The sequence below is a fragment of the Brevundimonas sp. AC546 genome (genome assembly GCF_979258305.1).
Window position 1 is genome coordinate 1195108 of the sequence record NZ_OZ409849.1, and the last position, 19399, is coordinate 1214506.

Genomic DNA, 19399 nt, shown 5'->3' on the forward strand with positions numbered 1-19399 from the left:
TCGCCTCAGAAGCTGGCCTTCAGCGTCGCCACGGCGCGTGAGCCGTAGATGTCGCCGAAGTCGTGTTGATCGGTGTCGTGATAGCGCAGGTCCACCGCCAGATTGCTGGTCAGCTGATAGGCCGCGCCCAGGTTCCAGGTGGTGTAGTCGAGGTCAGACGACACCCACTGATGGCCCACGGCGCCGGAGATCGTCCATTTGTCGGCCGGGCTGACGACGCCGTTGACCTCGGCGTAGGTCGCCTCGTCTTCCGACGCGCCGAAGAAGTCGGGCGAATAATAGACGGCGGCGCCCAGGGTGGCGGGGCCCACAGCGCGCGAGGTGGCGGCTTTCAGTTCGACATAGTCATAGTCCGCGCCGTCGGGCTGGCCGGCGTAAAGGTAGCCGATGACACCGAAGTCCAGGGCATAGCCGGCGACCTCGGGCCGATATCCGGCATAGAGATCGACCTCGGCGTCCGTGTCGTCGCCGAAGTCGACGTTAGAGGCCCAGCCGCCGGCGTAGAAGCCGTTCCTGGTCAGATCGACGCCCGCCGATATCGCCGGGTTTTCCTGAGTCTGGCTGACGCCGCGGAAGACATAGTCGGAGGTGACGGCGACGTTTGCCGAAACGTCCTGGGCCCTGGCTTCGCTGCACAGGCCCAAGCCGGCGATGCCGACGATGCAGGCGGCGGCGAACCAGGCGTCGTTGCGGCCCGAGGCCCTGGAGAGGGGTTTACGCATCGAGGTGTCCTTGGAAGCGCGCATCAGGCCAGGCCGAGCGCGGAGATGAGGAGGTCGATCAGCTTGATGCCGACGAACGGGGCGATCAGGCCGCCCAGGCCGTAGATCAGCAGGTTGCGACCCAAGAGGGCGCCGGCGCCGATGGCCCGGTATTTGACGCCTTTGAGCGCCAACGGGATCAGGGCGACGATGACCAGGGCGTTGAAGATCACCGCCGACAGGATGGCGCTCTGCGGGCTGTGCAGATGCATGACGTTCAGCGCGCCCAGGGCCGGCAGGGAGACCACGAACATCGCCGGGATGATGGCGAAATACTTGGCCACGTCGTTGGCGACCGAGAAGGTCGTCAGGGCGCCGCGTGTGATCAGCAGTTGCTTGCCGACCTCGACGATCTCGATGACCTTGGTCGGGTCGCTGTCGAGATCGACCATATTGCCGGCCTCGCGGGCGGCCTGGGCGCCGGTCTGCATGGCGACGCCGACATCGGCCTGAGCGAGCGCAGGCGCGTCGTTGGCGCCATCGCCGCACATGGCGACCAGACGGCCCTTGGCCTGTTCGGCCTTGATGAGGCGCATCTTGTCCTCGGGCGTGGCCTCGGCGAGGTAGTCGTCCACCCCGGCCTCCGACGCGATGGCGGCGGCCGTGACCGGATTGTCGCCGGTGATCATCACGGTGCGCAGGCCCATACGGCGCAGGTCGGCGAAGCGCGCCTTCACGCCCGGCTTGACCACGTCCTTCAGGTGGATGACGCCGACCAGGGCGCCGTTCTGGGTGACGGCCAGGGGCGTGCCGCCCGAACGGGCGATCCGGTCCACGGCCTGGCGGAACTCGGCCGGAGCCGTGCCGTCGGCCCGACCCAGATCCTTCAACACCGCATCGACCGCGCCTTTTCTCCAGCTGTCCTTGCCGACGTCCAGGCCCGACTGACGGGTGACGGCGGTGAAGGGAATGGCGACGGCGCCGGTCGGTTGATCGACCGAGACGCCGGCGTTGCGGCCCAGTTCGACGATGGAGCGGCCCTCGGGCGTCTCGTCGGCCAGGGACGCCATGACGGCGGCGGCCAGGGCGGCCTCGGGTCGGACGCCCGGAACCGGAATGACCTCGGTCGCCATGCGGTTGCCGAAGGTGATGGTGCCTGTCTTGTCGAGCAGCAGGGTGTCGACGTCGCCTGCCGCCTCGACCGCACGGCCAGAGGTCGCCAGAACGTTCACCTTCAGCAACCGGTCCATGCCGGCGATGCCGACAGCGGACAACAGCCCCCCGATCGTGGTCGGGATCAGGGTGATGAACAGGGCGCCCAAGACGATCGGGTCCAGATCGACGCCGGAGTACGCACCCAGCCCCACCAGGGTCACGACCGCGATCAGGAAGATCAGGGTCAAGCCGGCCAGCAGCACGGCCAGGGCCAGCTCGTTCGGTGTCTTGCGACGGTCCGCGCCTTCGACCATGGCGATCATGCGGTCGAGGAAGGTGGAGCCCGGCTTGGCGGTGATGCGCACCTTGATCCAGTCGGACACGACGGTGGTGCCGCCGGTCACGGCCGAACGGTCGCCGCCGCTTTCGCGGATCACCGGGGCGCTTTCGCCGGTGATGGCGGCCTCGTTGACCGAGGCCACGCCCTCGATGATCTCGCCGTCCGAGGCGATCACGTCGCCCGCCTCGACCAGGATGATCGACCCGACCTCAAGCTCCGACGCATTGGTGGGGACCACCGTGCCGGTCTTGGGATCGACGATCAGCTTGGCCTTGGTCGTGACGCGGGTGGCGCGCAGGCTGTCGGCCGCCGCCTTGCCGCGTCCCTCGGCGATGCTTTCGGCGATGTTGGCGAACAGGACCGTGGCCCACAGCCACAGGGCCAGTTGCACCGCAAAGCCTGCCGACTGACCGCCGGCGATGGCCGCCGCCGCCGAGATCGTGGACAGAAGCGCCACGATCCAGGTGGTGAAGATGACCGGGTTCTTGATCAGTTTGACGGGGTTCAGCTTAACGAGCGCGTCGCCGACGGCGCGTCCGATCATCGCCCCGGAGAGCCCGCCCGCGAGGGGCGACGAACGGCCGCCTTCGCCGGGGTCCAATGTGATTTGTGTCATGTCAGGATGTCCGGAGGATCAGGCGCCGGCGACCGCGGCGAGCACCTGGAAGTGCTCGACGATGGGTCCCAGGGCGAGGGCGGGCAGAAACTGCAAACCGCCGAGGATGAGGATCACGCCGATCAGCAGGCCGATGAACAGGCCGTTGTCGGTGGGCAGGGTGCCGGGGCTGGGCGCCAGCTTGGGCTTGACGACCAGGCTGCCGGCGATGGCCAGGACGGCGACGGCCGGAATGAACCGCCCGAACAGCATGGCCAGGCCCAGGGTCGTGTTCCACCAGGGCGCGTTGGCGGTCAGGCCCGCAAAGGCCGAGCCATTGTTCGCCGCCGCCGAGGTATAGGCGTACAGGATTTCGGACAGGCCATGCGGTCCCCTGTTCAGCAGGCCCGCCAGCGCCGTCGGGAAGACGGCGGAGATCGCCGAGAAACCCAGCACCGTCAGCGGCAGGATCAGCACCGCGATCATGGCGAACTGAATCTCGCGCGCCTCGATCTTCTTGCCCAGATATTCCGGCGTTCGACCGACCATGAGGCCGGCGACGAAGACCGACAGCAGGGCCATGACCACCATGATGGCGATGCCCGAACCGACGCCGCCGGGCAGGATCTCGCCCAGTTGCATCAGGAACATCTGCAAGCCGCCGCCCAAGGGCATGAAGCTGGCGTGCATCGAATTGACCGAGCCGTTCGAGGCGCCGGTCGTGACGACGGACCAGACGGTCGAGGCCGGGGCGCCGAAGCGAACCTCCTTGCCCTCCATGTTCACCGAGGCGTCCACCTGGGCTGCGACCAGGGACGGCGCCGGTTGGGTCTCGATGACATACATGGCGGCGCTGGACACGGTCAGCAGGATCAGCGCCGCCGTCGCCAGGGCCTTGATGTCGCGTCCCGCCAGGGTCGTGCGGCCAAAGGCGAAGAAGGCGGCCCAACCCATGACGTTGATCGCCACGGCGCTGAGAAGATTGGTGATGGCGTTCGGGTTCTCGAACGGGTGGGCGCCGTTGACGTTGAAGACGCCGCCGCCGTTGATACCCAACTGTTTGATCGCGACCTGGCTGGCCGCCGGGAACAGCGGCAGTGTCTGGGACCCGCCCTCGACGCCGACTGCGTGGACGTTCGCCGCCAGGCTCTGGACGATGCCGAGACCGGACAGGGTCACGGCCAGGATCAGGGCGGCGGGCAAAAGGACATAGAGGGTGGTGCGCGTCAGGTCGGCCCAGAAGTTACCGACGCCCTCGCCGCGATTGGCGACGAAGGCGCGCGCCAGGGCCGCCGCAATGGTCGCGCCGGTGGCGGCCGAGACGAAGTTCTGCACCGTCAGGCCAACCATCTGGGTGAAGGTCGACAGGGTCGTCTCGCCGCCGTAGCTCTGCCAGTTGGTGTTGGTGACGAAGCTGACGGCGGTGTTGAAGGCCAGGTGCGGCGACACGCCCGCGAACCCTTGCGGGTTCAGCGGCAACAAGCCCTGCAGACGCAGGATCGCATACAGCAGGACGAAGCCCGCAAGGTTGAAGGCCAGCAGGGCGCCGGCATAGCCCAGCCAGCCTTGGCTGCGCTTCGGATCGACGCCCGCAGCGCCATAGAAGACGGCTTCCACCGGCTTGAGCACCGGGTCCAGCCAGGTCCGTTCGCCGTTCCAGACGCGCGACATATAAATGCCGATGGGCCAGCCGAGCATTACGGCCAGCCCAAGGGTCAGGGCGATCTCGCCCCATCCTTGAATGTTCATGAATTCCGTCCCGGTCCCTTAGAACCGCTCGGGCCGCAGCAGCGCCGCGACCATGTAAACGGCGACGACCACCGCCCCCGCCCCCCAGAGCATGGCGATCATCGTCATACCCGTTTCAACGCAGCGGCCAGTGCGGCAAAGGCGGCGAACGCCCCTGCCCCCACCGCCAGATAAATCACATCGGCCATGCCAGCCTCCTCGCTCAAGTTCGAGCGGGACTGGACCATGGAGCCGCATAATGGCGCGATGCGAGTTCCCGCTTCGCGCCTAAAGGATTCATAAAACCGCGCTCTTGGCCCGAACCAAAAACACCTCAAATCAAAAAGCGCTGTCAGGTTGAGTCCACGCGGAGAAGCCAACGGAAGTGGGCTAAAAAAAAACGCCGCCCCAGTGAAGGGGCGGCGCCAAGCGCGGGATCAGGGAGGGAGGCCCGCTTAGAAGGTGTAGCGAAGTCCGACGACGAACTGCCGGCCCGTGTGGGTGTAGGCGTTCAGACGGTTGGAATCGTCTACATACAGATCGGCGTATTCGTCGGTCAGGTTGAGCCCCTCAACGCTCAGCCGCAGATCATCCGTCAGATTGTAACTGACCTGAGCATCGACGTTGGTCGTCTCGTTCGTGCCCGCGACATTGTTGAAGTCGGTGCCAGGCACGCCCGTCAGATATTGGTCGCGATAGGCGACCGAAACGCGAGCGCTGAACTTCTCGTTCTCATAATAGAGGGTGCCGTTCCAGGCGTTCTTCGACAGGCCGGTCAGAGTGGCGTTGATCATCGGCGCCCCAGCCGTCGTCGAGGTGACATAGTCGATCTGCGAGTCGACATAGGTGTAGTTGGCCAAGATGCCGAAGCCGGACCAGATGCCGGGCAGCAGATCGGTGAAAGGCAGTTGCAGATTTACCTCGAAGCCCTTCAGTTCACCGCCAGGGGTATTGATCGGCTGGCTGATATCGAACTCATCGGTCGACGTTGCGCCGGTGCCGATCAGGAAAGAATCGGGCAGCCCCAGAGTGTTGTAGGGCGCGCGCCGGCGCAGGGTCTGAACAAAGGTGTCGATGTCCTTGTAGAAGACGCCCACCGCCATGATTGCACCAGTTTGGGGATACCATTCCAGCGAGAGGTCCAGGTTCTTGGACTTGATCGGTTCCAGGAAGGGGTTGCCCGCTGAGTAGTTTCGGTTGGTGCCCTGGACGTTAACTGTGCCGCCGGGCGACAGACTGCCGATGCCGGCGCGCGCGATGGTCTCGGCGGCGCTGACGCGGACGATCAGGTCGTCGCGCAGATCGACCGCCAGATTGGCGGACGGCAGCCACATGTCATAGCTGTTGTCGACCGTGGCATAGGAAATCGCGCCACCGACCGCATTGTTGCCGCTCGACGCGAGGTCGGTCTGGAACCAGCGGTAACCGATGTCGCCGCGCCAGGGCAGACCGAAGGCGTTGAAGTTATAATCCAGTTGTACGTAGGCGCCGGTCGTCTCTTCCTTGATCGCGGCCGTGGCGCCCGTGTTCTCGCGCAGTGCCCAAATGCCGGTGTTGCTGTAGATGTCGTACTGGGCGATGAACTTGCCAAGATCAGGCGCCAGCCAGCTCTTGAGCGCCGTGCCGGGCAGGCCTAGGCCTTCATCGAAATTGAAGGTGCGCGACAGGGCGGCGATGCCCGCCCCGGCGGGGATCGCCGGCACGTTGTTCGTGGTCGCACGTTGCTGGGCGCCGGTCGAATAGTCGAACCGCTTGTAGTCGACGCCGACTTTGAGCGTCAGGTTGTCGTTGACGTCGTATTCGCTGGCCAGCTTGTAGGTGGTGAACGCGTTATCGACCCACTCCGGTGTCAGACGCACTTCCGACGTACCGGGCACCATGGCCCAGGCGTTCGGGTCCGTCGCATCGAAGCCCAGGCTCATCTCCATCATCCGCGGGCGGAAATCGTAGGAGAAGTTGTCGGAGTTCAACCGTTCGAAGGTGACGGTCGTCGCGATTGGATCCTCATAGGTCGATTCCGACCGGCCGGCGGTGGCCTTGACACGGAAACGATCGTTGAAGTCGTGTTCGACGACGGCAGTGATCTGTTTAAACTCGGTGTTCAGTTGGTTCAGGCTGGTCTGAGTGCGAAGATCGACGCGATCGATATTGGCCTGGACAAGGTTATTGCCCTCGACGATGCCCGAACGAATGATCGACTGCGGCTTACCGGAGCCGTTTCGGCTGAGGCCCAAGGCCTGAAGCTGCGACTCGTAGCGTTCGCCCTCGAACTTGGAATAGAGCGCTTCGACGGTAAATAAAGTCGAGTCGTTCGGGCGAAATTGCACAGCACCGGAGAGACCCAGTCGCTGCGATGACGTGTCATAACTGGCGTAGGACGGGATACGGGGATGGTAGAGCCCATTCGCCGCGTCGTCATAGCCGTTTCGACCCTCGTCCCCGACCTTGTAGTTGATCTGCTGGATCGTCTTGCCAGCGACGGTGGAAGCCGGATTCCACCCATCGTTGAAGCCGCCGTAGGTCCAGCGGGTGATGTTGGCGCCTTCCTCGATCAGGTGGCGCTCGTCGTAGGAGGCCGAGACCAGCACGCCCAGTTTGCCGTCCAGGAAGCGGTCGCTGGCCAGGAACGAGACGCCAGGCGTGATGTCGCCCGCCAGCTCGTTGTAACTGCCCTGAGCTGAGAGGACGACGCGGCGGCCGGGGCTGTCGAACGGCTTGGAGGCGTTCAGATCGACCGTGGCGCCCAGCGAACCCTCGTCCACCTCGGCCGAGGCCGTCTTGCGCACGATCAGGTTGGAGAACAGGTCCGACGAGAAGATGTTGAAATCGAAGCCGCGTCCGCGATTGGTGCCGCCCGAGTTGGACGTGCCCGACGAGGTGGCGATGGCCTCCATGCCGTTGACCCGTACCCGGGTATAGTCGGAGCCAAGGCCGCGCACCGAAATCTGACGCCCTTCGCCCGATCGGCGTGTGATGGACACGCCGGGGATACGCTGCAGCGACTCTGCCAGGTTCAGGTCGGGGAAGTCTGCGATGTCCTCGGCCGAAATGGCGTCCACGACGCCACTCTCGTTCTTCTTGATGTTCAGCGCGCTGACCAGCGAGGCCCTGAAGCCGGTGACGACGATCTCATCGACGTCTGTCGCGTCGGTCTGACCCGAAGCCGGCGTCGAGGCGTCCTGCGCCACCGCACCGCCCGCGCCGAGCATCGCCGACATCGCCAGCGCCGAGACGCCGACCTTGAGCGCAAATTGGAATCCATGCGTCGAGCGCATCATATGGTCTCCTCCCCTTGCCCACGTTTCGTGGGTCTCTCGTTGGGTGGCGTCCCGGTCGCCCGATACGCCGACGGCCGACCTTCGCCGGTCCGCTTCAAGCCGACATTGGATCGGTCGATCGATACAGGCCAATCCGAAGAAGGCATGGACCGATACAAAAACTGAACCGATGCACGAAACCGGATCGATACCGCTTATGGATCAATCCATAGGGTTTTTGGCTTAGACGCCCGGTGTCATCCTACCTATCGTCGGATTCAATGCGCTCAAAAGAAGCGTGACCACAGGGATGAGGCGGCCCGCGGCGAATGCGACCCCGGTCTGGTCTCCACAGATCGAGGAAACGCGTCGAATGACCGCCCAGGAAGCCCCCCCGACCGGCGATGCCGCTGCGCCGACAGGCCGCCGGACCCGTGTCCGTTTCATGATCCTGCTGCTGATCTTCCTGCTGACGACGATCAACTATGCGGACCGTTCGACCTTCTCAATCGCCGGCGACGCCGCTTCCAAGGAACTGGGTCTGGACGCGATTCAGATGGGCTACATCCTGTCCGCCTTCGCCTGGGCCTATGTGCTGGGCCAGATCCCTGGCGGCGCCCTGCTGGACCGGTTCGGCACCAAGCTGATCTACACCCTGGCCATCGCCCTGTGGTCGCTGTTCACCCTGTTCCAGGGCTTCTCCGGCTTCCTGGCGGGCGGCATGATCTTCATCGGCCTGTTCGCCATGCGCTTCATGGTGGGCCTGGCCGAGAGCCCCTCCTTCCCCGGCAACGCCAGGCTGGTCGCCGCCTGGTTTCCCGGTTCCGAGCGCGGCACCGCCTCGGCCATCTTCAACTCGGCCCAGTATTTCTCGCTGGTGGTGTTCGCGCCCTTCATGGGTTGGCTGGTGCACACCTTCGACTGGCACTCGGTCTTCTTCGTGATGGGGGGCCTGGGCATCGTCGCGGCCTTCGTTTTCTGGAAGCTGGTCCACAGCCCGGACCGGCATCCCGGCGTCAATCAGGCCGAGTTGGACTACATCGCGGCCGGCGGCGGCCTGATCAACATGGAGAACAAGGCCCTGACCAAATCGGCCGGCTTCACCTGGAACAACGTCAAACAGGTGCTGGGCAGCCGCATGCTGATCGGGGTCTTCATCGGCCAGTACGGCATCAACGTCCTGACTTATTTCTTCGTGACATGGTTCCCGATTTATCTGGTCAAGGAGCGCGGCCTGAACATCATGGAGGCCGGCTTCGCCGCCGCCGCCCCGGCCTTGTTCGGCTTCGTCGGCGGGGTGCTGGGCGGGGTCATCTCGGATATCTTGCTCAAGAAGACTGGCTCCCTGACCATCGCCCGCAAGACCCCTCTGCTGATCGGCATGGTCCTGTCAGCCTTGATCATCGCCTGCGCCTATATCGACAACTCGGCCCTGATCGTCGTTGTCATGGCCGTGGCCTTCTTCGGCAAGGGCATCGCCTCGCTGGGCTGGGCTGTCGTGTCCGACACCTCGCCGCGCGAATTCGTCGGCGTCACCGGCGGCATCTTCAACACCTTCGGCAATACGGCCGGCATCGTAACCCCCATCGTCATCGGCTACATCGTCGCCGCCACCGGCTCGTTCGACGGCGCCCTCTGGTTCGTCGGTTTGCACTGCCTGCTGGTCATCGCCGCCTACTTCCTGATCACCGGCAAGATCGAACGCCTGACCCTGAAGGTCGAAGAGGCCAAGGCCTGATGCGCGCCACCCGCAGAAGCGTTCTCGCCGGCGCCTCGCTGGCGGCCATGGGCCTAGCGCTCAAGCCGGCGTCCGCTTTCGCCGCACCGGTCGAGATCGCCTCTCCGATGGCGGCGCCGACCTGGGCCCTGATGCAGCGCGAGTTGATCCGAACCCAGGCCGAGGCGTGCGAGGTCTTCTACGCCCGGTACTTCGACGCGCGGGGCTATTTCCTGCATTTCGAACGCTGGGGCGCCAACGACGGTCCCGACGACACGATCGAGAACGTCAACGACTGGCCCCTGCTTCACGCCCTCGGCGGACCAGACATCGTCAAGACGATGTACACCCAGGCTTGGGAAGGCCACCTGCGCCAGTTCACCCAGGCGAAGACCACCGACGTCGAAATCGCGCGCGGCGGCATGTTCTACAAGGAGTTCAACGTCCAACTCGACTGGCAGCACCATGCCGAAGAGATGACGATGTTCAACGTCCAGGGCCTGTCCGACCCGCACGATCCCCGCCTGAACGCCCGCGCCCGCCGCTTCGCTGGCCTCTATATGGGCGAGGATCCCAGCGCGCCGAACTACGACCCCGAACACAAGGTGATCCGCAGCCTGATGAACGGCTCGCGCGGGCCGATGCTGCGCAAGGCCACGGCCCTGGACTGGGCCGGCGACCCGTTCGACACCACCGGCTTTCATATGGAGCACGGCGAGGACACCTACGAGGAAACCCTCCAGCACTACGAGGAATACACCGACATCGTCGGCGATCATCCTCTGAACCTGTTCTCGACCACCCTGGCCCTGAACGCCTTCATGCTGGGGCACGAGGCCAAATATCGCGACTGGCTGCTGACCTATGTCGACGCCTGGGCGGAACGGGCGAAGGCCAACGACGACATCCTGCCGTCCAACGTCGGGCTGGACGGAGTGATCGGCTCGGCCGCTGACGGCAAATGGTGGGGCGGGACCTATGGCTGGGGCTTCAGCCCGGTCAATCCGGTCAACGGCGAGCGCGAGAACCGTAACCGGGTGCCGCGTACCGCCATCGGCTTCTTCAACGCGTATCTGCTGACCGGCGACGACAAATATCTCCAGACCTGGCGCGCCCAGGCCGACCGTATCAACGCCCAGAAACGCACGGTCGATGGCAAGGTCCAGACCCCGACCATGTACGGGCCAGACGGCTGGTACGGCTGGAAGGACGGGCTGCACCTAGCGAACGCCCACGACATCTGGTGGTTCTCGATGAAGGAGGCCGACCGTCGTCGCGCCCCCGATCATCCGTGGATCGCTTATCTGGAAGGCCGCGACGCGGCCTGGCCGGAAAAGGCCCTGGCCGCCGACATGGTCAAGGTCGCCGAACGGGCCAAGGCTCAGCGCGAGGACACGACCACGCCCGACACACGTCTGGCCGACGCCGTGCTGGACCAGAACCCCGCCGCCGTCACCGCCCTGATGCAACAGACCATGGGGGCGCTTCACATCGCCCGTCCGACCTGGTCCCCGACCAGCGCCAACGCCGGCGGTTCGCCGCTGTACGCCCGTCTGCGCTATTTCGACGCCGACGCCCGCCGCGCCGGTTTGCCCCAGGACATGGCCGCCCTGATCGACCGAATGACCGCGACAGAGACCGCCGTCACCCTGGTCAACCTCAGCCCGACCCAGTCGCGCACCGTGATCGTGCAGGGCGGCGGCTATGGCGAGCACCGTATTCGCTCGGTCGCCGTCGGCGACATGCGGCGCGAGGTGAACGACGCCGCCTTCACCCTGCGCCTTGCGCCGGGATCCGGCGCTCGACTGATTCTGGCGATGGACCGTTACGTCAACACGCCGACGCTGAAATTCCCCTGGGATCGGTAGAGCCGCCAGCTCTCGCTTACCACTCTAAATCAGGTTCCCTGTTTCAGGAACGGCGCGGTCTGGAACAGGCGACGCTCGTCGGCGCGAGGATCGTTTTCGATCCGGCTGTCCACGTCGAAGATCATCGTCGCCCGCTCCGAAAGCGCATAGCGCCCCCAGGCCGGAATGGCGGCGTTGTTCGGATCGCCGGTCCGGGCGAAAGCGATGAAGGTCTCGCTCATCGCCTCGGCCACCTTCAGCGCCTGCGCGCCCGTCCCCGTCTTCGAGCCCGGCTTGTCGCAATTGTCGAAGGCCAGTGCGATGTCGAAACTGTGGAAGGCGCCCAGGCGCGGCTCGACCGGCGACCCGAAGTCCAGCTGATACATCCACGTCGGGCCGTTCAGCCTGGCCCGTTCCTCGGCCTGGATCAGATGCCCCGGCCGCGACCGACCACAGGTCGCCGCCGCGAAGAAGACATCGCTGGGCGACATCTGCGGGAAACGCTGACGATACCAGTCGACCACATATTGCGCGTTCAGATCGACCACGAACTCCGGCGCCAGCTTGGCCGCCACCGTATCCCAGGTCAGGTGGAAGTTCCGCTCGTCCCCCGCCGTGAAGGCCCGTGCCTCGTCATGGGTGTTGCCGATGATCATCGGGATATGCCCGCTCTCGCGCGGCGCATCCGGCACGAACGGATGACGCGGCAGCGTGTCGTGATCCATCACCGAGTGGAAATACATCCCGCCCTTCTCGATCGGATCGGCCATCCGCAACGCCTCGACCAGTCGCGCCGCCGGCAGGGTCGCCAGCTCGGCCGCCCGTTCCGGCGTCAGCCCCAGATGATCCAAGAAGGCGCGCATCCGCAGCTCAGCATGCTGCGGCCCCATGGCCGTCACATGCTGACCGCTCATGGTGATAACGCGGTGATACAGACCGGCCGCACGCGGCATGGCCATCAGCGTCACCAGTTTGGCCCCGCCGCCCGACTGACCAAAAACGGTGACGTTCGCCGGGTCGCCACCGAAGTTCGCGATATTGTCCCGCACCCACTCCAGCGCTAGGATCAGATCCAGATTGCCGACGCTGCCCGAGGCCGCATAGGCGCCGCCCAGGATTTGGCCCAGACCGTTGTAGCCGAACACATTCAGCCGGTGGTTGGCCGTCACCACCACCACGTCGCCGCGTCGGCACAGGGCTGCGCCGTCATACAGCGGACTGGAACCCGAGCCGTTGGCATGGGCTCCGCCGTGGACATAGACCATGACCGGCCGCGCCGCCCCGTCGGCCAGGCCCGGCGTCCAGACGTTCAGGAACAGGCAGTCCTCGTCCTGGTCCGGCTCGTCGCTCTTCTGCGGCGACGCATGGCCATAGGTCGTCGCCTCGGCGATCCCGCGCCAGGCCTGGGGCGCGACCGGCGACTGAAACCGTCGCGCCGACGTATCCGCCCCATAGCGCAGGCCCTTGAAGACCTTGATGTCCCGATCCAGAGAACCGCGCACCCGACCGTGACGCGTCGTCGCCACCGGCGCCGCACCCTCAGCCATCACCCCTCCGGCCATTGCCGCCAGCGCGACCCCGCCGCCCAAGGCGCAGACCGTCCGTCGCGTGTGCTCGACCATGAGGCGTCTCCTTAGGGGGCAGCGCCCTCCACCTGGGCCTCGATCAGGGCCAGGAAGGGCTTCAGGCTGGGATTGTCGTTGTCGCGGCGCCAAGCCACGAACAGTTCGACCGGCTGGGCCGGGGTGATGTTCAGGGGCCGGAACTCCACCCCGTCGAAATGCAGACGCGTCGCCGCCTCCGGCACCACGGCCGCGCCGATCCGGGCGTGGACCAGGGCCAGGATCGAGTGGATCTGGCTCATGTGCTGCACGAACTGCGGCGAGACCCCCGCCTCGTCGAACAGGCCGCTCAGCATGCCGTAGAAATAACCGGCCCCCTCGGGGGCATACATGACCATGGGCAGGCCGTCGAAATCCGAAAGGTCGATCACCGCCTTGGCCAGGCGCGGATCGCCGGTCGGCAGGGCCGCCAGCAAGGGCTCGGTCATGACCCGCAACTTGTCGAACTCGGGCCGGTTCAATGGCGGCCGGATCAGGCCCAGATCGATCCGCCCGGTCAGCAGGGCCTCGATCTGTTCGCCGGTCACCATCTCGCGCAGCGCCAGATCGACATTGGGCAGTTTGGTGCGCCCCAACTCCACCAGCTTGGGCAGGAAGCTGTAGCCCGACGCCGCCGTGAAGCCGATCGCCACCCGCCCCGCATCGCCGCTGGCGATCCGCCGCGTCGCCAGGGCCGCCGTCTCGGCCAGACGCAGGATCCGCCGCGCCTCGATAAGAAAGCCCCGACCGGCGGGCGTCAGCCGCACCGAACGGCTGGTGCGGTCCAGCAAAACCACGCCCAAGATCCGCTCCAGCAGTTGCACCTGCCGGCTCAGCGGCGGCTGGGTCATGTTCAGCCGCGTCGCCGCCCGGCCGAAATGCAGTTCCTCGGCCACGGCGACGAAGCACCGGAGCTGGCTCAGTTCGAACATGGTCATGCCTCCCTCGAACCGACGAACCTAGTCGCTTCGATCCGAGGGGGACAGGTCACGGTTCAGCCGTTCGCCGCCAGCTTGACCGGCGCCGGCTGGACCTTGGCGATCAAGGCTTCCAGCTCGGCGAACTCGGCCGCGTTCAGGTCGGTCAACGGCGTGCGAACCGGACCGGCGCTGCGGCCGATGGCCGTCATGCCCGCCTTGACGATGGAAACAGCGTATCCCTTGCCCTTGTTGCGCAGGGCCACGTACGGCAGCACGAAGTCGCGCAGACCCGCCATGATCGTCTCGTGATCGCGCTCGCGCACCGCCTTGTAGAAGCTCAAGGCGAAGTCAGGCACGAAGTTGAACACGGCCGACGAATAGGTGGTGACGCCCATCTCCAGATAGGCCGGCGCAAAGGTCTCGGCCGTGGGCAGGCCGCCGACATAGGTCAGCCGATCGCCCATCCGGGCATAGACCTGCATCATCAGCTCGATGTCGCCGACGCCGTCCTTGAACCCGACCAGGTTCGGATTGCGCTCGCATAGCGTCTCAAGCGTCTCGGCCTTCAGCACAGCGTTGTCGCGGTTGTAGACGATGACGCCCAGGCTAGTGGCCTTGCACACCGCCTCGACGTGCGCCGCCAGGCCTTCCTGGCCGGGGAACATCAGATAGGGCGGCAGCAGCAGGATGCCGTCGGCGCCCGCAGCCTCAGCCGACTTCGCCATCTCGACGGCGATGGCGGTGCCATAGCCTGCGCCCGCGATCACCGGGGTCTTGCCGGCCGTCTCGGCCACCGCAGCCTTGACCACGGCCTCGACCTCGCCCGGCGTCAGCGAGAAGAACTCGCCCGTCCCGCCGGCGGCGAACAGGCCGGCCAGATCGTGCTGCAGCATCCAGCCGCAATGTTCGCGATAGCCGGCCTCATTGAAGCGGCCCTCGGCGTCGAAATGGGTCACCGGAAACGACAGCAGGCCGCCGCCGATCGTGCCGGCCATCTCGGTCGGAGTCATTCTGGACATGGGAATTCCTGTCGTCTCACGGCGCATAGCCGCCCCTGCGGCGTTTTGTCTTCTCGCCTTGGACTTAACGGTATCCACCCCATCCCGGCGGGTCTAAGCCAAAGCCGCTATCGACCGATGCGGCTTTTGTCTGGATTGGTCCGATCGTCCCGCCAAATGGGATCGATGCGAACGCCGCACCGATCCATGCCGAATTGGCAATTCCCGTTGGGGGCCGGACTTCCTAGCTCCCCTGTATCACCGCAGGAGTCCCCTTCATGACTGACACGCTTGACCTCACGCACTGGATTGGCGGCGAGAAGGTCGCGGGCGCGTTTGCGGGCGAGAGCCTGAACCCGTCGGACACGCGCGACGTGGTGGCGCGCACGCCCAAGGGCGGGGCCGCCGAGGTGGATCAGGCCGTTCAGGCGGCGCGCGCCGCCTTCCCCGGCTGGTCCGACGCCTCGCCGGAAGTGCGCTTCGACGTGCTGGACAAGGCCGGGTCGCTGATCATGGAGCGCGCAGCCCAGATCGGTCGCCTGCTGGCCCGTGAGGAGGGCAAGACCCTGCCTGAGGGCATCGGCGAGACCATGCGCGCCGCCCGCATCCTGAAGTATTTCGCCGGCGAGGCCCTGCGCGTCCACGGCCAGAACCTGGCCTCGACCCGCCCCGGCGTGGAGATCCAGACCTATCGTCAGGCGGTCGGCGTCTTCGGACTGATCACGCCCTGGAACTTCCCCATCGCCATTCCGGCGTGGAAGATCGCGCCGGCCATCGCCTTCGGCAACACCGTCGTCATCAAGCCCGCCGGCCCGACCCCGGCCACGGCCGAGGCCCTGATCGCCGTCCTGCATGAGGCCGGCCTGCCCAAGGGCGTGGTCAATATGGTCATCGGCGACGGCGACGTCGGCCGCGCCATCGTCGCCCATCCGGGCATCGACGGCATTTCGTTCACCGGCTCGCAAGCCGTGGGCGCGGGCGTCGCCGAGGGCGCGGTCCGGCGCCAGGCGCGGGTCCAGCTGGAAATGGGCGGCAAGAACCCGCTGATCGTGCTGGACGACGCCGACCTGGACCGGGCCGTGAACATCGCCCTGGACGGCAGCTTCTTCGCCACCGGCCAGCGCTGCACCGCCTCCAGCCGCCTGATCGTTCAGGACGGCATCCACGACCGCTTCGTCAAGGCCCTGGGCGAGAAGGTCGCGGCCCTGCGCGTCGGCGATGCGCTGGATCCCAACACCCAGATGGGCCCGGCGGTGACCGAGGCCCAGCGCGAGACCTCCTACAAATACATCGACATCGCCCGCGAAGCCGGCGGCCGCATCGTCACGGGCGGCGAGCGCCTGACGTTCGACGCGCCCGGCTGGTACGTCCAGCCGACCCTGATCGCCGATACCGCCGCCGACGCCCGCATCAACAATGAAGAGGTCTTCGGCCCCGTCGCCTCGACCATCCGCGTCGCCAGCTACGAGGAGGCGCTCGCCGTCGCCAACGGCGTGGAGTTCGGCCTGTCGGCCGGCATCGTCACCCAGTCGCTGAAACACGCCCGCGAATTCCAGAGGAACGCCCGCGCCGGCATGACCATGGTCAACCTGGCCACCGCCGGGGTCGACTATCACGTCCCCTTCGGCGGCTCGAAGAAGTCCTCCTACGGCGCGCGGGAACAGGGCTTCGCCGCCGTGGAGTTCTACACCCAGATCAAGACCAGCTATTCGGCGGGGTGACACGCCGAAAGGGGAGTGCCCCCACAGCGAAAACATTTCTCTGAATGCGACTTAGGCGCAAACCGCCCTGCCCTCTCATGCTCCCAGCGTCCGTAATGCGCCAAGCGGTAATCGGTGTAGGCCCGCAAGGGCGGCGTTAGGCGGCCTCGGACCGATCAAGCTGCGGCGTTGTGGGCGCGTATCCGTTGTCCGACTTCGTGGGTGTACTGGGCGGATCCGGCTTGCTGCACACGCTCGTCGTCCGGCCGATACCGATGCGAAGGAGGAGGCCTGACCGGCGGCAACAGCGTGAGATCATGTGCGGCCGACCAAATTTAGTCCTGCGGCCAATAACCTGACAGCACGACTACTCTTGAGGCGCGCTTGCTGAGTCTTCGGCCGGCGCCGGTTGCACAGCGACTCTGAGCGGCAGCAGCATGTCCTGAGTTGGCGACGGGAAGCGGCGACCTACGGCGGCGGCGCGCAGGTCGGTGTTGGTCTGTTCGTGGACGAAGGGCACGAACTCCAGCCGTTCAACCATACAGTCGTGGGCGACCCATACCTTCAGCAGTAGCGGCGGCATCGGCGCGTCTTCGGCAGATCGTATGACGTGCAGATAGGCCCTTACACGCGTCACCGCTTCGCTGTCTTCCTCCGGCCCGCGCATCAATATCTCCAATCGTCGGGATCGAGCGAAGTCGATCGAGGCCAGTATGACGAAGCATCTGGACGTTGCGGCAACGCGCCGTAGTGGCCAGACAGGCGAGCCGCGAGCAGAACCTGTCACGCCCCTGTTGAGGAAGCGTGGTTCACGGTCGTTGTCTGAGGGACGCGCGATTTCCAGCGGCGTCCCTCCCGGAGATCGATCATGAGCGCTCTTGTCCTCGCCCTGCTTCTGGGCGCGTCATCCTGCGAGCCGGCCGCCGCCGATGTGCGCGCAGCGGGCGGGGATGGCTGTGCGCGGGTCTGGATGGATCGGTCGTTGCGGATGAACGACATCGCCGCGGTCGGCACCCACAACAGCTACAAACTGGCCATCCCCGAGGCGGAACTGGCGGCGATGACGGCGGCCGATCCGCGCGCGACGGGGCTGGACTATGCGCATCGTCCGTTGACGGAACAATTGGACGCCGGCGCCCGTCAGCTGGAGATCGACGTGCTGAACGACCCCCTGGGCGGCCGATATGCGCGCCCGGCCTCGGCCCTCGGTCGAGCAGGCCAGGGCGCGCCGACAAGCGCGGACTTCCAGGACGCCATGGCGCGGCCGGGGATGAAGGTGCTGCATATGCCCGACGTGGATTTCCGCAGTTCCTGCCTGACCTTCGTCGCCTGTCTGACCCAGATCCGCGACTGGTCGGCCGCCCATCCCGATCACGCGCCGATCCTGATCATGCTGAACGCCAAGACAGGTGGGGCCTCCATGCCGGGCGGCATGGCGCCGATGGACTTCGACGCGGCCGCCTGGGACGCGCTGGACGCCGAGATCCGCGCGGTGTTCGACGCCGGTCGCCTGATCACGCCGGACCAGGTGCGCGGCGACCACGCCACTCTTCGCCACGGCGTGCTGGCGGGCGGCTGGCCGACGGTGGGCGAGGCGCGCGGCAAGGTCTTCTTTGCTTTGGACGAAGGGCCGGAGAAGGTCGCGGCCTATGCGGCCGGGCGACCGTCGCTTCAGGGCCGGGCGATGTTCGTCAACACCGACGAGGCCAGCTCCGCCGCCGCCTATCTGACGCTCAACGATCCGGTGGCCCAGCAGGATCGCATCCGCGCGGCCGTGCGCCAGGGCTTCATCGTGCGCACTCGCGCCGACGCCGATACGGTCGAGGCCAGGACCGCCGACGTGGGCCGTCGCACCGCCGCCTTCGCCAGCGGGGCGCAGTATGTGTCGACCGACTACTATTGGGCCGATCCGCGCTTTGCGACCTATGAGGTGCGGCTGCCGGGTGCCCAGGCGGCGGCGTGCAATCCGGTGCGGGCGGCCGCGCGCTGCGACGGGCTGGCGGTCGAGATGGTTTCGGGCGCGCCCGTGCGCGGCTATCTGGCGCCAGGGGATCGACCGGACCTGACGACGGTGCTGGCCCCGCCGCCCGAGCCGGGTTCGCCCCGCGACCGCGCCAACGCCGAGGTGTTCCGCGAGACCCGCGCGCTTCAGGGCACGGCGCGCTGGGACGTGGCGACCGCCGATGTCACGGGCGACAAATACGACCATTTCGCCCAGGCGCTGGGCGTGCGCCTGACGCCGGAACAGGCGCCGGTGCTGACGGCCCTGCTGGACCGGTCGGGCAATGACCGCTCGGTCGTGGGCGTGGCCAAGGAACACTGGGGAACCAAGCGGCCCTATATCGGCACGGACCTGCCGATCTGCGAGGCCAAAAGCGACCATCTGGCGGGCAATCCCGACTATCCATCCGGCCATTCGGCGCATGGGATGCACATCGCCATGATCCTGGCCGAACTGGCGCCCCAGCGGGCCGACGCCCTGTATGCGCGCGGTCGCGAGTTCGCCGAGAGCCGCTTCGTCTGCGGCTCGCACAGCTACAGCGCCGCCGAGGCCGGCATCCTGTCGGGCGCGGTCATCTATGGCGCCGAACAGCGCTCGGAGACCTTCCGCCGCGACATGGAGGCGGCGCGCGCCGAGGTGCAGGCGGCGCTGGCCAAGGCCCGTCTTGGGCCGGTTGCGGGGCCGAACGCGACAGCGCCGTGAACATTGGATGAAATCGGCTGTCACACGCTGAGGGGCGGGGTGACGCCGTCGTTGAGGGCGGTAGATCGGCCGGCGTGACGCCATGGGCCGGTCGACGTGTTTCGCGGGTGAAACGCGTCAAGCTCTCTGGGGGTAG

The 19399-nt window shown here is 66.3% G+C and carries 13 protein-coding genes; 4 read left to right on the forward strand and 9 right to left on the reverse strand.

Annotation, left to right across the window (positions count from 1 at the left end):
* Window positions 1-5 precede the first annotated feature (5 nt).
* The 5 genes from ACZZZD_RS05990 to ACZZZD_RS06010 all read right to left on the reverse strand — a co-directional run bounded on the left by ACZZZD_RS05990 (window position 6) and on the right by ACZZZD_RS06010 (window position 7797).
* The gene (locus ACZZZD_RS05990) at window positions 6-722 is read right to left on the reverse strand and encodes a TorF family putative porin (protein ID WP_463433538.1); all 717 of its coding nucleotides are present in this window, start codon (window positions 720-722) and stop codon (window positions 6-8) included.
* A 23-nt stretch (window positions 723-745) separates the two neighbouring features.
* Window positions 746-2812, reverse strand: coding sequence for a potassium-transporting ATPase subunit KdpB (gene kdpB, locus ACZZZD_RS05995; RefSeq protein ID WP_463433540.1), 2067 nt, complete (start codon window positions 2810-2812; stop codon window positions 746-748).
* Window positions 2813-2830: 18 nt separating this feature from the next.
* Window positions 2831-4540 (reverse strand): potassium-transporting ATPase subunit KdpA, encoded by a 1710-nt coding sequence (gene kdpA / locus ACZZZD_RS06000; RefSeq protein ID WP_463433542.1) that lies wholly within the window; start codon window positions 4538-4540, stop codon window positions 2831-2833.
* An 18-nt stretch (window positions 4541-4558) separates the two neighbouring features.
* Window positions 4559-4648: a potassium-transporting ATPase subunit F gene (locus ACZZZD_RS06005; RefSeq protein ID WP_196066341.1), complete on the reverse strand. Its 90-nt coding sequence runs from the start codon at window positions 4646-4648 to the stop codon at window positions 4559-4561.
* Between the two features lie 326 nt (window positions 4649-4974).
* Window positions 4975-7797 (reverse strand): TonB-dependent receptor, encoded by a 2823-nt coding sequence (locus tag ACZZZD_RS06010; RefSeq protein ID WP_463433544.1) that lies wholly within the window; start codon window positions 7795-7797, stop codon window positions 4975-4977.
* Between the two features lie 352 nt (window positions 7798-8149).
* Between ACZZZD_RS06010 and ACZZZD_RS06015 the strand changes: the two genes are divergently transcribed.
* Both ACZZZD_RS06015 and ACZZZD_RS06020 read left to right on the forward strand, forming a co-directional pair.
* Entirely contained in the window at window positions 8150-9514 is a 1365-nt protein-coding gene (locus ACZZZD_RS06015) for an MFS transporter (protein ID WP_463433546.1), read from the forward strand.
* Window positions 9514-11361, forward strand: a complete 1848-nt coding sequence (locus tag ACZZZD_RS06020; RefSeq protein WP_463433548.1) for a hypothetical protein — start codon at window positions 9514-9516, stop codon at window positions 11359-11361. The genes ACZZZD_RS06015 and ACZZZD_RS06020 overlap by 1 nt, the downstream gene beginning before the upstream one ends.
* A gap of 29 nt (window positions 11362-11390) precedes the next feature.
* On the opposite strand, the gene ACZZZD_RS06025 is transcribed toward ACZZZD_RS06020, so the two are convergent.
* The 3 genes from ACZZZD_RS06025 to kdgD are packed head-to-tail and all read right to left on the reverse strand — an operon-like array spanning window position 11391 to window position 14880.
* Window positions 11391-12962 carry a carboxylesterase/lipase family protein gene (locus ACZZZD_RS06025; protein WP_463433550.1) on the reverse strand — a complete coding sequence of 524 codons (1572 nt, stop codon included), beginning with the start codon at window positions 12960-12962 and terminating at the stop codon, window positions 11391-11393.
* 11 nt (window positions 12963-12973) lie between these two features.
* Complete coding sequence (locus tag ACZZZD_RS06030) at window positions 12974-13879, reverse strand: LysR substrate-binding domain-containing protein (protein ID WP_428153446.1); 906 nt, start codon at window positions 13877-13879, stop codon at window positions 12974-12976.
* A 56-nt stretch (window positions 13880-13935) separates the two neighbouring features.
* Window positions 13936-14880, reverse strand: a complete 945-nt coding sequence (gene kdgD, locus ACZZZD_RS06035; RefSeq protein ID WP_428153445.1) for a 5-dehydro-4-deoxyglucarate dehydratase — start codon at window positions 14878-14880, stop codon at window positions 13936-13938.
* A 257-nt stretch (window positions 14881-15137) separates the two neighbouring features.
* On the opposite strand from kdgD, the gene ACZZZD_RS06040 reads away from it, so the two are divergent.
* A complete protein-coding gene (locus ACZZZD_RS06040) occupies window positions 15138-16580 on the forward strand; it encodes an aldehyde dehydrogenase family protein (RefSeq protein WP_463433554.1) in 1443 nt (480 codons plus the stop codon).
* Window positions 16581-16926: 346 nt separating this feature from the next.
* Here the strand turns inward: ACZZZD_RS06040 and ACZZZD_RS06045 are convergent, their stop codons facing one another.
* Complete coding sequence (locus ACZZZD_RS06045) at window positions 16927-17226, reverse strand: hypothetical protein (protein WP_463433556.1); 300 nt, start codon at window positions 17224-17226, stop codon at window positions 16927-16929.
* Window positions 17227-17427: 201 nt separating this feature from the next.
* Between ACZZZD_RS06045 and ACZZZD_RS06050 the strand changes: the two genes are divergently transcribed.
* Entirely contained in the window at window positions 17428-19263 is a 1836-nt protein-coding gene (locus tag ACZZZD_RS06050) for a Ca2+-dependent phosphoinositide-specific phospholipase C (protein WP_463433558.1), read from the forward strand.
* The last annotated feature ends 136 nt before the right edge of the window (window positions 19264-19399 follow it).

Bases quoted from the DNA above. Each gene is read 5' to 3' on its own strand.
- ACZZZD_RS06025 (WP_463433550.1), bottom strand. From the start codon at position 12,962: ATGGTCGAGCACACGCGACGGACGGTCTGCGCCTTGGGCGGCGGGGTC.
- ACZZZD_RS06045 (WP_463433556.1), bottom strand. From the start codon at position 17,226: ATGCGCGGGCCGGAGGAAGACAGCGAAGCGGTGACGCGTGTAAGGGCC.
- ACZZZD_RS06050 (WP_463433558.1), top strand. From the start codon at position 17,428: ATGAGCGCTCTTGTCCTCGCCCTGCTTCTGGGCGCGTCATCCTGCGAG.
- ACZZZD_RS06030 (WP_428153446.1), bottom strand. From the start codon at position 13,879: ATGACCATGTTCGAACTGAGCCAGCTCCGGTGCTTCGTCGCCGTGGCC.
- kdpB (WP_463433540.1), bottom strand. From the start codon at position 2,812: ATGACACAAATCACATTGGACCCCGGCGAAGGCGGCCGTTCGTCGCCC.
- ACZZZD_RS06010 (WP_463433544.1), bottom strand. From the start codon at position 7,797: ATGATGCGCTCGACGCATGGATTCCAATTTGCGCTCAAGGTCGGCGTC.
- ACZZZD_RS06020 (WP_463433548.1), top strand. From the start codon at position 9,514: ATGCGCGCCACCCGCAGAAGCGTTCTCGCCGGCGCCTCGCTGGCGGCC.
- kdgD (WP_428153445.1), bottom strand. From the start codon at position 14,880: ATGTCCAGAATGACTCCGACCGAGATGGCCGGCACGATCGGCGGCGGC.
- ACZZZD_RS06015 (WP_463433546.1), top strand. From the start codon at position 8,150: ATGACCGCCCAGGAAGCCCCCCCGACCGGCGATGCCGCTGCGCCGACA.
- ACZZZD_RS06005 (WP_196066341.1), bottom strand. From the start codon at position 4,648: ATGACGATGATCGCCATGCTCTGGGGGGCGGGGGCGGTGGTCGTCGCC.
- ACZZZD_RS06040 (WP_463433554.1), top strand. From the start codon at position 15,138: ATGACTGACACGCTTGACCTCACGCACTGGATTGGCGGCGAGAAGGTC.
- kdpA (WP_463433542.1), bottom strand. From the start codon at position 4,540: ATGAACATTCAAGGATGGGGCGAGATCGCCCTGACCCTTGGGCTGGCC.
- ACZZZD_RS05990 (WP_463433538.1), bottom strand. From the start codon at position 722: ATGCGTAAACCCCTCTCCAGGGCCTCGGGCCGCAACGACGCCTGGTTC.